This is a genomic window from Dinghuibacter silviterrae (assembly GCF_004366355.1).
Lineage (GTDB): Bacteria > Bacteroidota > Bacteroidia > Chitinophagales > Chitinophagaceae > Dinghuibacter > Dinghuibacter silviterrae.
The window spans coordinates 730,112-745,744 of record NZ_SODV01000001.1; the positions used below are offsets into that span (position 1 = coordinate 730,112).

General features: G+C 56.6%; 12 protein-coding genes. 2 read left to right on the forward strand and 10 right to left on the reverse strand.

Features of this window, described 5'->3' with window-relative positions:
- Window positions 1–6 precede the first annotated feature (6 nt).
- Genes EDB95_RS03230 through EDB95_RS03250 form a run of 5 tightly spaced genes read right to left on the reverse strand, consistent with a single transcriptional unit; the run spans window position 7 to window position 7,079 of the window.
- On the reverse strand, window positions 7–648 hold the full coding sequence (locus EDB95_RS03230; protein WP_133990522.1) for a c-type cytochrome: 642 nt from the start codon (window positions 646–648) through the stop codon (window positions 7–9).
- A 14-nt stretch (window positions 649–662) separates the two neighbouring features.
- On the reverse strand, window positions 663–1,244 hold the full coding sequence (locus tag EDB95_RS03235; protein WP_133990524.1) for a DUF3341 domain-containing protein: 582 nt from the start codon (window positions 1,242–1,244) through the stop codon (window positions 663–665).
- 24 nt (window positions 1,245–1,268) lie between these two features.
- Window positions 1,269–2,720, reverse strand: a complete 1,452-nt coding sequence (nrfD, locus tag EDB95_RS03240; RefSeq protein ID WP_133990526.1) for an NrfD/PsrC family molybdoenzyme membrane anchor subunit — start codon at window positions 2,718–2,720, stop codon at window positions 1,269–1,271.
- A 31-nt stretch (window positions 2,721–2,751) separates the two neighbouring features.
- Entirely contained in the window at window positions 2,752–5,856 is a 3,105-nt protein-coding gene (locus tag EDB95_RS03245) for a TAT-variant-translocated molybdopterin oxidoreductase (RefSeq protein WP_162852469.1), read from the reverse strand.
- Between the two features lie 20 nt (window positions 5,857–5,876).
- Window positions 5,877–7,079 carry a c-type cytochrome gene (locus EDB95_RS03250; protein ID WP_246073484.1) on the reverse strand — a complete coding sequence of 401 codons (1,203 nt, stop codon included), beginning with the start codon at window positions 7,077–7,079 and terminating at the stop codon, window positions 5,877–5,879.
- A 355-nt stretch (window positions 7,080–7,434) separates the two neighbouring features.
- On the opposite strand from EDB95_RS03250, the gene purN reads away from it, so the two are divergent.
- On the forward strand, window positions 7,435–8,001 hold the full coding sequence (purN, locus tag EDB95_RS03255) for a phosphoribosylglycinamide formyltransferase (RefSeq protein ID WP_133990532.1): 567 nt from the start codon (window positions 7,435–7,437) through the stop codon (window positions 7,999–8,001).
- 42 nt (window positions 8,002–8,043) lie between these two features.
- Here the strand turns inward: purN and EDB95_RS03260 are convergent, their stop codons facing one another.
- The 5 genes from EDB95_RS03260 to EDB95_RS03280 form a co-directional block, all read right to left on the reverse strand.
- Window positions 8,044–10,128: an alpha-ketoacid dehydrogenase subunit alpha/beta gene (locus tag EDB95_RS03260; protein ID WP_133990534.1), complete on the reverse strand. Its 2,085-nt coding sequence runs from the start codon at window positions 10,126–10,128 to the stop codon at window positions 8,044–8,046.
- Between the two features lie 44 nt (window positions 10,129–10,172).
- Window positions 10,173–10,532, reverse strand: coding sequence for a phage holin family protein (locus tag EDB95_RS03265; protein ID WP_246073486.1), 360 nt, complete (start codon window positions 10,530–10,532; stop codon window positions 10,173–10,175).
- 129 nt (window positions 10,533–10,661) lie between these two features.
- The gene (locus EDB95_RS03270) at window positions 10,662–11,942 is read right to left on the reverse strand and encodes a M16 family metallopeptidase (RefSeq protein WP_133990536.1); all 1,281 of its coding nucleotides are present in this window, start codon (window positions 11,940–11,942) and stop codon (window positions 10,662–10,664) included.
- A complete protein-coding gene (locus EDB95_RS03275) occupies window positions 11,932–13,167 on the reverse strand; it encodes a M16 family metallopeptidase (protein ID WP_133990538.1) in 1,236 nt (411 codons plus the stop codon). The genes EDB95_RS03270 and EDB95_RS03275 overlap by 11 nt, the downstream gene beginning before the upstream one ends.
- A gap of 20 nt (window positions 13,168–13,187) precedes the next feature.
- The gene (locus tag EDB95_RS03280; protein WP_133990540.1) at window positions 13,188–14,396 is read right to left on the reverse strand and encodes an aspartyl protease family protein; all 1,209 of its coding nucleotides are present in this window, start codon (window positions 14,394–14,396) and stop codon (window positions 13,188–13,190) included.
- Window positions 14,397–14,507: 111 nt separating this feature from the next.
- On the opposite strand from EDB95_RS03280, the gene mqnC reads away from it, so the two are divergent.
- A complete protein-coding gene (gene mqnC / locus EDB95_RS03285; RefSeq protein WP_133990543.1) occupies window positions 14,508–15,632 on the forward strand; it encodes a cyclic dehypoxanthinyl futalosine synthase in 1,125 nt (374 codons plus the stop codon).
- The last annotated feature ends 1 nt before the right edge of the window (window position 15,633 follow it).

Consider the following 15,633-nt stretch of genomic DNA (forward strand, 5'->3'; position numbering starts at 1 on the left):
CGTGTTTTATTTCTTTGCTGTAGCCGTGCTGTCCACTTTTGCACCACCCCCGGAGGCGGCGGCTTGTTGGGATTTGATATACTGAATGACCATCCAACGCTGCTTGCGGGTCAGCTGGGAAGCATAGCTACCCATCATGTTCTTCCCGTAGGTAACGGAGTAAAACATCTGGCCTTCCGGCATATTCGTGTATTGGGCACCTCCGACGAGCTGGGCCGGTTTTGCCGAAAAAGGTCCGTTACCGTCCTTGTACAGCGGTCCGTTGCCGTCCAGCTTGGAACCGTGGCAGATGGCGCAGTTGATGTTGAACAAACGTCCTGCTTCGGCCATGTCGGCGGAGTCCAGGGGACCCAGGGGATCCTTCACCGCTTTGGAAGCTACATAACCCACGGAATCACCGGGGGCGTCCTTGGCGATGAGGAAAGGCATTTCCTCGCCCCTGGCGATGGTCCCGGGTACCGGTTGATGGTCGAAGTGTACGCCTTCCTTGCTCAGGTCTTCCGTAGACGCATAGGTCTCGTAGGCACGGCTGTAGGTCATGTCCGGCATATAGATACGGCCGGGATTACGCTGCACACCGCTACAGGCTGCGAGGCCGATCACCAGGGCGCCCGTCAAAACGCTGGAAATGATATTTGTCGTCTTCATCGTTGTTTTATGTTTTAGGCCAGCTCCTCTTTATACAAAACTTGTTCTTTATCATAGGTGCCCCACCACCAGCCGGCTTCGGCTTCCTGTACGTTGATGTCCGCCGCACCGACCGTATGCAGAAAGGCCTTGACCTCTTCCACATTCGTATGCTCCGTGCACTCAATCACCATGGTAAAAGTATCGTCCGTGGAACGGGGGTTGAACACGTGCTTTTTTACACCGGGGGCAATCTGACACAGCCAGCAGAAGGTATAGACCATACCCACGGCGGCAAACAACACCGTCAACTCGAATGTAATGGGGATCATCGCCGGCAGCGGGATGTGGGGCTTACCCCCGATGTTCATCAGCCAGTCCACGTCGAAGACCCAGCTGATCCCGCACAGGGCCGTGGTCGTACCGGTGATGCCGTAGATGAAACCCGCGGTATGCAGGCTGGTCTGGCGAAGACCAAGGGCGGTATCCAGGCCGTGTATGGGAAAGGGCGTATATACGTCGTGTATCTTGTACCCGGCGGACCGCACCCGCTTTACAGCAGGGAAGAGGACCTCCTCATCGGTAAAATTGCCTACAACGAACTTTTTGATTGCCATAATTCAGACTTTCGGTTTTATATATTAATGCCCGTGCTCGTGCGACACATTATTGTGAATAAACTCATCCACACTTTCCTGTTCCAGTTTTTCCATACCCCGTTTGTAGTTCTCCCCGGAGGTTTTCAGGACGGCCTTGATTTCCGCCACAGCGATGACCGGGAAGTATTTGGCAAACAGGAAGTAGCAGGTAAAGAACAGCCCGATGGTCCCCATGAAGAACCCGACTTCCCAGATGGTCGGCCGGTAGAAGGTAGACCAGGAAGAAGGCAGGTAGTCGCGGTATAGGGACGTAACGATGATCACAAAGCGTTCGAACCACATCCCGATATTGACCACCACGCTCATGATAAAGGTGAATTGGATGTTGCGGCGCAGTTTTGCCGACCAGAAGAGCTGCGGAGAAATCACGTTACACGTCATCATCGTCCAGTACGCCCATACATACGGACCGGCAATACGGTATTTGTAGAAAGCGGCATATTCATAAGGATTGCCGGAATACCAGGCGATAAAGAGCTCGGTCAGGTAGGCGCAGCCCACGATGGAGCCCGTCATCACGATGACCTTGTTCATGGCCTCGATGTGACCGATCGTGATGTAGTCTTCAAGACCAAGGACCTTACGGGTGATGACCAGCAGGGTTTGTACCATGGCGAAACCCGAGAAGATGGCGCCCGCAACGAAATAGGGCGGGAAGATCTGGGTATGCCAACCCGGGATCACCGAGGTGGCGAAGTCCATGGATACGATGGTGTGCACCGACAACACCAGGGGGGCGGACAGACCGGCCAGCACCAGGGCCAGGGCCTCGAAACGCTGCCAGTGCTTGGTCGAACCGGACCAGCCGAAGGAGGCGATCCCGTAGAAAGATTTGCGGAATTTGGTTTTAGCCCTGTCTCTAAGGGTTGCAAGGTCGGGCAGCAGACCCGAATACCAGAACAGAAGGGATACGGTAAAGTACGTCGAGATGGCGAACACGTCCCAGAGCAGGGGAGAGTTGAAGTTCGGCCATACCGGACCGCGCGTATTGGGATAAGGCATGACGAAAAAGGCGATCCACACACGGCCCATGTGCCAGATCGGGAACTGGCCGGCGCACATCACCGCAAAGATCGTCATGGCTTCCGCTGCGCGGTTCACCCCCGTCCGCCAGCCCTGGCGGAACAGCAGGAGGATCGCGGAGATCAACGTACCGGCGTGACCGATACCGACCCACCACACGAAGTTGGTGATGTCCCAGCCCCAACCGATCGTCCGGTTCAGGTTCCACTGGCCGATCCCGTAAGTCACATCCCGGTAAATGGAATAGACCCCGAACAGCAAGAGAAGAACGGCGATGCTAAGACCTACATACCATGACTTCCTTGGTTTTACCTCTATAGGCCGGCAGATATCTTCCGACACCTGGTGATAGTCCTTATCACCGTCCACTAAAGGTTCTCTGAGCGTTGATTCGTACTTTAACAAAGACATTGGGCTCTATTATTTGATGATAGCTCTCTTATTATGCTTCTTTTTCCATGGTCATACCCACCTCGCGATCCGTATTGCGCACCTTGGCCAGGTAGTTGACGTTGGGTAATACGTGCAGTTCTTCCAGCGCATAGTACACCCGGTTCTTGTTCTCTTTCTTACGAAGATTATAGATCTGGCTGGACTTGTCGTTGACGTTCCCGAATACGATGGCGTGGGTGGGGCAGGCCTGCATACAGGCGGTCTTGATTTCGCCGTCGCGCACCGGGCGGCTTTCCTTTTTCGCATTCAGCTTGCCTTCCTGGAGACGTTGTACGCAGAAGGAGCACTTCTCCATCACACCGCGGCCGCGGACCGTGACGTCGGGGTTCAACACCATCCGGCTCAGCGGGTCGTTCATATCCGTAAGGATCGGGTCGATCCAGCCTTCGTCCACCAGGGGTTGCTGGTTGTCGGGGAAGCTGTCGGAACCCAGCCAGTCATACCAGTTAAAGCGGCGAACCTTGAAGGGGCAGTTGTTGGCGCAATACCGCGTACCGATACAACGGTTGTAGGCCATTTGGTTCATCCCTTCGGTGGAGTGGTTCGTGGCGTTTACCGGGCAGACGTTTTCGCAAGGGGCGTTGTCGCAGTGCTGGCACATCATCGGCTGGAAGACCACATCCGGGTTTTCCATATCCCCGCTGAAGTAACGGTCAATACGAATCCAGTGCATTTCGTGCGCCTTCGCGACCTGGATCTTGCCGACCACGGGTACGTTGTTCTCCGCGTTACAGGCCACCACACAGGCGCCGCAACCGATACAAGCGCTCAGGTCCACGCTCATTCCCCAGGCCATACCGGGGCGGTCGTAGACGTCGAAGTCATGATAGAGCGAACCCTGCTCACGGAAGTCGCCGTTATAGTCCTCTTCCAGTTCTTTGTCGAGCTGTTGGAAGACTTCGGGGGATTTGGTAAAGGTAGACAGGGTAGCTTCCTTGATGACGGACGTCCTGCCTTCATATACATTATGGAGTTGGGTCTGTGCAATCTTGTAGGTATCGCCCCCTGCGGACACGGACGCGTTCGTCGCCGCATAAGAGAAGGTTGTCCCGTCATAGCCCACGGAAGCGTAGGCGTTCTGACCGACCCCGCCACCGGCCCGGCCGATCTTGGGATCCCGTCCATACCCTAGGGCAACCGCGATCACATTCGGGTGTACCCCGGGGATGATGATGGCGGCGAGCCTGTAGGTTTTATCCCCCACCTTTACGTCGACGGTGGGTTTGTTGATCTCCACTTCGTAGTGGTCACCGGGGGTGATCCCCATGGTGGCGGCGAGTTTGGGAGAAAGGATGGCGTAGTTGTCCCAGGTGATCTTTGTCACCGGGTCGGGCATTTCCTGGAGCCAGGGGTTGTTCGCCAGGGCGCCGTCACCAATCGATACCTTTTGGTAAAGGACGACTTCGACAGGGCCGCCGGCTTTTGTCTGACCCAGGGCTGAGAGCGCGGCACTAACGGAACCGCTGACAAACGAACCACCAGCCATGGCGGGTTCCTGTGCAGGTTCCAGCACACCGTCCTGAAGCGCCTTGTCAAAGGCTTCGATCGTGCCCAGCCTGGCTACCCAATAATTCTTGAAATACGTTTCATAATCCGCGTCGTTGCCGCTCCACTTCAGCAGGGAGGTGGCGAAAGCACGGGTCTTGAATAAGGGGGCGATCGTCGGTTGGAGGAAAGAAATGTACCCTGTTTTGGCTTCGGTGTCCCCCCAGCTTTCCAGGTAGTGGTGGGTGGGGAGCACATATTGGCAAAGGACAGCCGTTTCATCGAGGATCTGGCTAAAGGATACCGTCAGGGGTACCTTGCTCAGACCGGAGATGAACTTGTCGGCCTGGTAATAATTATAGGCGGGGTTCGGGCCGTAGATAAAAAGCGCCCCGATGCTCCCGGCATTCATATCGTCGACCAGCTTTACCATGTCGGCGTCGATACCCGCGCGGTAGTTGACGGGGTTAGCCCAGTCGATGGTCTTGCCCGGTGCGCCGATGAGTTCGTTGATGGCGTTGACGACGATCTGTACATTCTTGTCGTTGCTACCGGCAACGACAAGGGCGTTCCCGCCGGCGGCCTTCAGTTCTTTCGCAGCCTGGGCGATCCCGTCTTTCAAACGGGCGTCCTGTATCGCGGGAGCGCTAACGGCACCGCCCAGCGCCTGGTAGAGCGCGAGCACCACCGCACCGGTTTCGGAGGGTTTGAAGGTATAACGCTCGTCCGCGTTGGCCCCGGTCATGGAGAAAGTCCCTTCGAACTGGAAGTGACGGCTCATGTCCGTGTGGGCATCCGTCAGCCGGCGGCCATCCGCATACTGGCGGGTAAATTCCACCGGGCTCAGCCAGGTACCTAAAAAGTCGGCATCGATGGAGACGACGACCTTGGCCTTTTCAAAGTGGTAAGAAGGAATCACACGCTTGCCGTAAGTAGCCTCTGCAGCGAGCAGCAGACCGCTGTAGGAAACGGCGTCCACCGTTACCTGGCGGGCGGAAGGATATTTTTTGGTAAAGTCGTCGATGGCTGTTTTTATGGTCGGGGAAGCAATCGTGCTGGTCAACAGGACGATGGGCTTGCTCCCGTTGTCGGCCAGCGCCTGAGCGATCTTTTTGTCGACGGCTTCAAACGTAGGCTCGTTGTCCTTACCCTGACGGGGTGACCGGAGGCGGTTGACGTCATAGAGGCTGAGCACCGACGCCTGAACACGGGCGGTGGTGGCCCCTTTGGTGACCGAAGACTGTTCGTTCCCTTCGACCTTGATGGGGCGGCCGTCGCGGACCTTTGCCAGCACCGGGACGATGTCGCCGTCCTGTACGTAGGTGGTGGCGTAGTAGTTGGCTACTCCGGGGACGATATCTTCAGGCTTGTTCAGGAAGGGAATGGACTTGCGGACGGGCATCTCGCAACTGGCCGCCAGCGCCGCAGCCGCGGTGCTGAAACCTAAGTATTTCAAGAAGTCCCTGCGGGGCGTTTTGCCGTCCAGCAGTCCCTCGTCTTCGGGTCCTGCAAACGGCAAACTTTCTTGAAACTCATCCTTTGCCAGTTGATTGAAAGCTTCAGAACCGGTTTTCTGTCCAAAACTTTGCCAGTGCTCTTTCTTTTGCATATGTATATCAGTCAAAAGGATTAATAGTGACATTTCTGACATTCGGTACCGCCGATCATCTGGACGGTAACGCTGTCGATCTTATGGTCGCGGATGTCGTTGTGGAACTTCTCGTAGATGCTGTAGAACCCGTTGTCGGCAAACTGCACCTTCGTCGTGCGGTGACAGTTGATACACCAGCCCATGCTCAGGGGGGCGAACTGGTGAACCTCATCCATTTTCTGGATTTCGCCGTGGCAGGTCTGGCATTGTACCTTACCCGCGTTGGTGTGCTGGGCGTGGCTGAAGAATACGTGGTCGGGCAGGTTGTGGATGCGGATCCACTCGATGGGATGACCCTTGCCCGTATAAGCCCTTGTCTTCGGATCCCAGCCGGCGTAGCTGTATAGCTTTTGGATTTCGGCCGTTCCGTTGACTTCCGTACCATCTTCCCTGTACAGCTGACCGGCGGTGCCCGAGTACTCGCTGATGTTCATGTGGCAGTTCATACACACATTGACAGAGGGGATGTTGGCGTGCTTGCCGGTGGTAGCGAAGCTATGGCAGTACAGACAGCTGATCTGGTTGACCCCTGCGTGTACTTTATGGGAGTAAAAGATGGGTTGTTCCGGTTGGTAGCCCTGCTGACGGCCCAAACCGATCGCGCCCTGCACCAGGTAGTAGCCGCCGATCATAAAGAGGACAACCACGACAAGCGCGATATACGCCTTGTTCCTATAGAACGGAACGGGTTCCCCGCGCCGGATGCCTTCCTTGTCGTCGCTCAGCTTGCGGAGGTTGCTGTTCACCTGGAGAAGGATCAGGGCAATCACCGCGAGGACCAGGGTCATGATGCCGAACAGCAGGGAATTGTTGCTGCCGCCCTCACCGGTCGTCGTGGTCGTCGTTGTACCGCCTCCGCCTGGGGTCGATACCGGCTTGTCCTGCTCGCCCCGGATATACGCCAGGATATCGTCGACGTCCTTGTCCGTAAAATCGGAAAAGACGTTCATCGCGACTTTATACTGATCTTTTAGGGCAACGGCATAAGGATAACCGCTGGCCAAAACCTGGGCGTTGTTCCTAATCCACGCATGCAATTCCTTTTTGTCCGGCCAACGGTCTTCTACGTGCGCCAGGGCGGGCCCTGTTACCACCTTATTGATGGCGTGGCAGGAAGTACAGTTGGATTGGAACAATGTCTTTCCCTTGGAGGCATCCTGGGCGTGGACATTGCCGACCAAAAAAAGACAACCAACCAGTAATGCTGCGAGAGATTTTTGTAGGATAGTACGATCTTGGAACATAAACACTTGAATCGTAAAGAATTTGGAATATTTCCGATACGCTGTGCAAAATTAGGGGACGATGTTGACAAACTATTCACATATTTTAAAAAAAATTTATTCAGTGTTCATGCGGGTTTCAGCGGATTTTTTGGATTTACATAAGCAATTTGTCCTATTCGTGCAAAGGCATTTTCCGACGTTTCTATGACGAATGAACGACCGTTTCATGACGATTTTCCGACGTGATCGTGACAATTAAATGACAATATTTTTACAAACCGCGTACAACAGACGATCCTAGTTTTGCCCGATGATTAACATTGCGATTTTTGCATCCGGTTCCGGGACAAACGCCCAAAAGATTATCGACCACTTCCGGGATCATCCCCGCATCCGGGTTTCCCTGGTCGTTTGCAATAAACCGGGGGCCGGTGTCCTGGCCATCGCGGCCGCCGCCAGCATCGACACCCTACTGATCGAACGTGACCGCTTTTTCAGGGGTGACACTTATCTTCCCGAACTCATTGACCATCAAATAGCTTGGATTATCCTGGCGGGCTTTTTATGGAAAGTACCCGCCCCCCTGATCGCTGCCTTTCCTTCCCACATCATCAATATCCACCCCGCCCTTCTGCCCAAATACGGCGGCAAGGGCATGTACGGTCACTTCGTCCACGAAGCCGTGGTCGCCGCCGGTGACCCCGTCAGCGGGATCACCATCCACCTGGTCGACGAACAATACGACCATGGCACCCATCTTTTCCAGGCTACCTGCGACCTTACGCCCGAGGATACACCTGCTACCGTGGCGGCTAAGGTGTTGGCGTTGGAGCACCGGTATTTTCCGGAGGTGATAGAGAAGACGGTCCTCGGATAGCAGACCTTTGGCGCCGTGGCGCCCGCGGCCTCGCGGCGCCTTTTAATACGCCAGCAACCGTTCGACCGCCTCTGCCAGCCTGGCCTTGGCGAGAAACTGCCGCTCCAGCTCCACCCGGAACGGCACCGGCGTATCCAGCGAAGCGCACCGTATCACCGGCGCGTCAAGCAGGTCGAAACAATGCTCCGCAATCCAGGCCGACACCTCCGCCCCCACCCCGCCCGTCAGGGTCGCTTCGTGAAGGACCAGCACCTTCCCGGTCCGGGCGACAGAGGCCCGGATAGCGTCGACATCCAAGGGCAGTAACGTCCGCAGGTCGAGAAGATCGACCGACACGTCGGGCCGCCCCTGCATATACTCCAGGGCCCAGTGGACACCCGCCCCGTAGGTGATGATGCTGATTTCGGACCCCGTAACCACCGCCCGCGCCCGCCCGATCTCCAACGCGTACGCCTCGGCCGGGAGCTCTCCGCTGACGCTCCGGTACAACGCTTTATGCTCGAAAAAAAGGACCGGGTTGGGGTCATTGAAGGCGGCGATCAACAGCCCCTTGGCGTCATAAGGCGTGGAGGGATATACGACCTTGAGACCCGGTACGTGGGTGAACCAGGCTTCGGTACTCTGGGAATGGAAGGGACCGGCACCCACCCCGCCCCCGGTCGGCAGGCGGACGACGACGTCGGCCGGCTGGCCCCAACGGTAGTGGATCTTGGCGAGGTTATTGACGATCTGGTTGAATCCCACGCTGACAAAGTCCGCAAACTGCATCTCCACCATGGACTTAAACCCTTCCAGGCTCAGCCCAAGGGCGGCCCCTAAGATGGCGCTTTCACAAAGCGGGGTATTCCGCACCCGGTCCCGGCCAAAGGTTTGGACAAAGCCCTCGGTGATCTTGAAAGCCCCGCCGTATTCGGCGATGTCCTGGCCCATCAGGACCAGGTTGGGGTGGCCTTCCATGGACTGGCGCAGGCCTTCGGAGATGGCGTCGATAAAGCGCTTGGAGCGGCCTTCCGCAGGCGGGCTATCCACGCCGCGGTCGGGGGCGGCGGCAGCAGGGGCCGCATCCGGCGTCAGGCTTACACCTGCCGGGATCGCAGCGACCGGGGCACCGACAATCGTGGTCGGGACCACGGCCTCGACCGCAACGGCCGGCGCATACACATCCGCCAGCTCCGCAGCAGCAGGCGCCAGGCTATCGTCACCGGAGGCGGCGGCCGCCAGCTCCCGCTCTATATATTCTTTGATCTCCCCCCGGATCCGGTCCACGCCCGAAGCATCCAGCACACCGGCGGAAAGAAGAAACTGTTCATAATTCGCTACGGGATCCTTTGATGTCCACTCCGCAAACAACTCCGGCGGCACGTATTTGGTCCCGCTGGCCTCTTCATGCCCCCGCATCCGGAAGGTCATACACTCGACCAGGTAGGGCTTTTGCTCCCGGATACAGTATTCCCGGACGCCTTGTATGGTATCCAGGACAGTAAGGACGTTGTTCCCGTCGATGGTCACGCCTTCCATCCCGTACCCTTTGGCCCGGTCGGCCAGTTGGGCGCAACGGTATTGCTCCCGGACAGGGGTACTCAGACCGTAGCCGTTGTTTTCGATGATAAAAATGACCGGGAGGTCCCAGACCGCCGCCACGTTCAGGGCTTCGTGAAAGTCGCCTTCGCTCGTCCCCCCATCCCCGCAAAAGGCCAGGGATACTTTGGGCGCTCCCTGTAGCCGGTGCGCCAGGGCCGTGCCGTCCGCCACCGCCATCTGGGGTCCGAGGTGGGAGATCATCCCACATATATGGTGCTCCCTGCTGCCAAAGTGAAAGCTTCTTTCCCGTCCCCGGCTGTAGCCGTCGGGTTGCCCTTCCCATTGGTGGAACAATTTTGACAAGGGCATTTCCCGGGTGGTAAACACGCCCAGGTTCCGGTGCAGGGGCATGATCCATTCGTCCGGTTCCAGCGCGAGGCTCGCGCCCACCGCAATGGCTTCCTGGCCGATGCCGCTAAACCATTTGCTGATTTTACCCTGCCGGAGCAGGATCAGCATCTTCTCCTCGATCATCCGGGGCAACACGAGCGCGCGGTACGTCCGGACCAGCGCTTCATCCGACCAGTGCTTGCGGTCAAAAAACATATAGCATCAACGTTTTTGAGGCGCGGCGGCGAGCGCCGCGCGGGCTATTCCGACTTGTGTTCCTGCTGCTTCTCCAACCCGTCGAAAAACGACAGAATCACCGACAGCAAAATACTGAAGACGAGGGCCCACCAAAAATTATCAATATGGAAGCCGTGTACAAAATAGGCGTCGAGCAATATGATGCCGGCGTTGATGACGAAGAGGAACAAACCAAAGGTGACCAGGGTCGCCGGAAGGGTGAGGAAGATCAAAATGGGACGGATAAATGCATTCAACACGGCCAGGACCAGCGCCACTATGATGGCCGTCCAGTAGGAGTCGATTTTGACCCCCGGTAGCAAACGCGCCAACCCGAGGATCACCGCTGCCGTGAAGAATATCTTGAGAATGAACTTCACCATGCGGTGAATGTAACAATAAACGTGCTAATCGCCAACGTTGAGTTGCGGCGGCGGGCTAAAAGGACAAATTAGCCCGCCGCCGCAACACCGCTTATGATGGCCCTTCGGGCAGGGCGCCGGTGGCGCCCTTTAGACCACTATCAGCTCATAAAACCGCTCCGGCACCAGGTACTTCTGTGCCAGCTCCTGCAGTTCCGCGGCGGTGATCGTTTTGGTGATCTCCACCGCCCTGTCGAAATAGCCGGTGTCCAATCCATGCAGGATGATGTTTTTCCAGCGCCCGATGATTTGAAAGGGACCGTCCAGGTCACCCAGCAAGGTGCCGATCATATAATTGCGCACGAGGTGAAGCTCTTCTTCCTCCACGGGCTCCTCGCGCAGCCGTTCCATTTCGTGGTATACTTCTTTGACGGCGGCTTCGCTGACGTCCCGGCCGGCTTCCGTCGAAATCATCCAGGCGCCTACATTGGTAAACCCCTGCAGGTAGCTGTGGATCCCGTAGGTATAGCCCTTTTCTTCCCGGATATTGCTCATCAGCCGGGACCCGAAATATCCTCCGAAGACGGTATTCAGCACCTGCACTTTGGAGAAGTCGGGGTGGTGTTTGTCCGGAAAAGGACTGGCGATCCGGATCGCCCCTTGTATCCCTTCGGGGTCGTTGACCAGATGGGACACCCTTTCGGTAGCGGGGTGTATGGCAAAATCCCGGCGCGCGACCGGCGCCGAAGACAGGCTCAGGTCCCCGAAGTTGCGTTCCAGCAGGCTGTCTATATCCGCGGGTACCCGGCCTGCCACAAAGATGCGGCAGCGGCCGTGGACGTAGTGGCGTTGGTAAAAATCCACCAACAGGTCCCGGTGAAGGGCTGCGTATCCTTCCGGCGTGCTAAACCGGCCGTACGGATGGTCCTGGCCGAAAAGCGATACGTCGATCAAACGGCCCGCCACGAAATCCGGTTTTTTGAGGTTCACCGCCAGGCGTTGGAGCATGTTCTGACGATAGGTGTTCAGCTCTTCATCCGGGAAGGTGCATTCGGTAAGGATCTCCCGCATCACCGGCAAGAGCTCGCCCAGGTTTTTTGTAAGGGTATGCAACACGAGGTTACCCGTATCCCCGTAACAGTGCCGGTTCAGGTAGGCCCCATAGTATTCGAAGTGTTCGTTGAGGGCAAAGGCATTCTTTCCTGCGGTTCCGTTTTTCAGCAGGTAATTGGTCGAAGCCGCGACCAGCGCCTGGTTTTCAAAGGCGTTGCCCGCATCAAAAACCATTTCCATCTGGAGCACATCCTGGGGACCTGCATCCACCGCATAGACCTCCACCCCGTTGGTCAAACGGAAAAAGCGGTAGGGTTTCAGGGACAGGCTATAATCGACGGCGTCTTTCAGCCGGGGGGCTTGCGTTCTATTGAGCATGGTAGTAAAGAGTATTGCTGTTCTCTGGCGTAAAGACCGTCCGGGCCTCCTCCAGGAGGGCGCCGGCTTCCACAGCCCGGTATTTGTCCAGTTCCTGATTCATCTGTGCGGCGTCCCCCAAAAGTTCGTAAAACGCCAGGCTGGCGGCCCGGTTGGTGACGGTCATGTCCTCAAAGGCAATCATGCTTTCCGTCTTGTTCTTGACCTTTTCCAGCTCCCTGGCAGGTACCACGTCTTCCCTGACTTTTGCGAGGACTTCTTCCACCGCGGCTTCGGCCGTCTCCAGCGAAACGCCCTTGACCAGCTTTCCTTCTATGGTCACCAGGCCGGGGTCCATGGTACCGAAGTGATAACACTCGATATTGCTGAAAAGCTTTTGCTCCTTCACGAGCGCCTGGTAGAGACGGGAGGAAGCACCCCCGCCCAGGACCTCGGTGAGCAAATCCACCGCGTGGTAGCGGGTGCTGGTCCGGCCGGGCATATGCCAGGATTTATAAAAGGCGTCCAGGGGAACCTTGGCCTCCACCGATGCACGTCTGGCCTCCCGCTGTATAGGTTCCTGGGGTACCTCGCGGACATAGGGCGTTCCGCCGGGGATGGGGCCAAACCACTTTTCACCCAACCGGCGAACTTCGTCGGCGGTCACTTTTCCCGCCACCACAAGGATCGCATTGACGGGCAGATAGTGGGCGAAAAAAAAGCGTTTTACATCCTCCAGGGTGGCATTTTCGATATGGCTTAGCTCCTTGCCGATGGTCATCCACCGGTAGGGATGTACTTTGTACGCCATCTCCCGCATCTTCATCCAGGCGTCCCCGTAAGGCTTATTCAGGTAGTGCTCTTTAAACTCCTCGGAGACCACCTTACGCTGTACTTCCAGGCTGTCCGGGCTGAACGCCAGGCTCAGCATACGATCGCTTTCCAGCCAGAAGGCCGTTTCCAGGTTGTCCGCCGGCAGCTGCAGGTAATAGTTGGTCAGGTCGTTGGTGGTATAGGCATTATTTTCTCCACCCGCCCGTTGCAGGGGCTCGTCATAGTCCGGGATGTTCACCGACCCTCCAAACATCAGGTGTTCGAAAAGGTGGGCAAAACCCGTTTTGTCCGGGTTTTCATCCCTCGCCCCCACGTCGTAGAGGACATTCATCACGGCCATGGGCGTAGAAGCGTCTTCATGTACCAGAACCCGGAGTCCGTTGGACAAAACGAAGCGGCTGAAGTGGATCATAGTCCGCAAAGGTACGCTTCTCAGGAGATCTTCCGGATCTTTAAGGTGATCAATTGCGGCTGTCCGTCCCTGAATACGATCAGCCGGATCTTGTTCCCCGCATTCTGGAGAAGGTTTTTATAGACCTGGATATTGTGGGAGAAATTATTGTCCACGGCGAACAACTCGTCCCCCGACTGTATACCGGCCTGGGAAGCCGGGGAATTCTTTTGTACGTCGGTGATCATCACGCGTCCCTGGATAAAATAGATGCTCATGCCCGTGTAAGAGTAATCGAACAAGTCCTTATAGTGTCCGTTGGGAACGATGTAGATTTCCCGGAAGGGATAATTGATCACCAGGTTGAACCGCCTTAGGAGGTCGTTTCCCAACAATCCACCGAGACCGGGATAACCCGTGACGTTGTACTCATCGTCGAGGATATAGGTAGGGACCTGGTGAAATACATAGGGTCCCAGGTGAAGGGCTTTGATGACCGTCAGGGACATCAGCGCCTTTCCACCCAGCCCCTCGGCCTCGGTCAGAACGGGTTTGTGTTTCCGGTCCAGGATGGCGCTGTCGGCTGTAAAATTCTTGGACATCAGGAAGCAAAGCCCCGCACCGGTATCAAAATAGAAATGATCTTCGCACCGGTGGTCGTCCCGGATGGCCAGGGGTATGATGGGAAGCGTCGTGAAATCCGGACGGAGCGTCCAACCGCCCCTGGGATAACGGAACCTGCCGGGAGAATACACCTTCATCATGAGACTGTCATTGTCCACCTCCAGGATATACTGCCTCAGAAAGCTGTACCCGATGATCCCGTCGATCTGCACCCCGTACACCTCGGACAGGATCTCGTAGTCGTTGGTGTGGAAGTCCATGTTGTCCACGGTCAGGCCCGGCAGGTGGAGGGTTTGATGATAGACATACCGGACGGGTTTGATGCCGGCAATGCCTTTGACCGTTTTGTCCGACAAAATGGTTTTCAGGTGGTGCCGTTCCGCTGTCAGCGAATCCAGCGAGATGCCCCCGCTTCCGGTATCCATAATGAAATTGAGGGTATCCGGGAAGTCGTCGATGGTAGCCCGCACGACCATGATCCCCCCGCTAAACTGCTGGTAGGGAAACCGGGTGATGAATTTTGCCGGGGGGAATTCATCTTCTGTCCGGGATTGGGCCACGCACGGATCGACTGCAAGTATCGTCAATAGTGAGATGGAGCAACGGAGCAATAGCCTTGGCGACATAGCTCTAAAAGTTACATATTTTTTAACGCCGCTCAAAGGATTATTTCACGAATACCTGACTACCTTCAACGGTTGGCCGAAACACGTACCTTTACCCCGTAATTACATGCTATGCAGACAGCCGATTTGTACAAAAAAGCCTTGGACGGAGGCTTCCTCACCATAGACGAAGGCGAATACCTCTTTACACACGCGCCCCTGGCGGAGCTGATGACCGTGGCCGACACCATGCGCCGCGAGCGCGTTCCCCATGGGAAGGTCACCTGGATCATCGACCGCAACATGAACACGACCAATGTGTGCATCGCCAATTGCAAATTCTGCAATTTCTACCGCGTACCCGGTCATGCGGAGGCATACATCACCGATATCGAGACCTATAAGCGCAAGATCGAAGAAACGTTCCGCTATGGGGGCGAACAGCTCCTGCTCCAGGGCGGACACCACCCCGAACTCGGTCTGTCTTATTATACGGGTCTTTTCCGGGAACTGAAACAACTGTTTCCCCGGCTCAAGCTCCATACCCTCGGGCCCCCCGAAGTCGCTCACATCGCCAAGCTGGAGAAAATGCACCCCGCCGACGTCCTGAAGGCGCTGATCGCTGCCGGAATGGACAGCATGCCCGGACCGGGGGCGGAAATCCTGGTGGACCGTGTCCGGAGACTTATCTCCAAGGGCAAGTGCGGGTCCCAGGAATGGCTTGACATCATGCACGAGGCCCACAAGCTGGGGCTGACCACGACAGCCACGATGATGTTCGGTCATGTGGAAACCGTACGGGAACGCTTCGAGCACCTCGTCAAGATCCGCGACGTCCAGGCCCGGAAACCCGAAGGCGCCAAGGGTTTTATCGCTTTTATCCCCTGGACGTTCCAGGATGTAGACACCTTGCTGGCCAGAATCCGGGGCGTCCACAACCTGACCACGTCCGAAGAATATATCCGCATGATCGCGATGAGCCGCATCATGCTTCCCAACATCAACAATATCCAGGCAAGCTGGCTGACCGTGGGCAAGGAAACCGCTCAATTGTGCCTGCACGCCGGCGCCAATGACTTTGGCAGCATCATGATCGAAGAGAACGTCGTGAGCGCCGCGGGGGCTCCGCACCGCTTTACCGCCCGTGGTATCCAGGCGGCCATACGCGAAGCCGGTTTCGAACCCCAGCTCCGGACCCAACAGTACGAAGCCCGGACCATGCCCGAAGTCATGGAAGAACAGGTGATCAACTACTAGC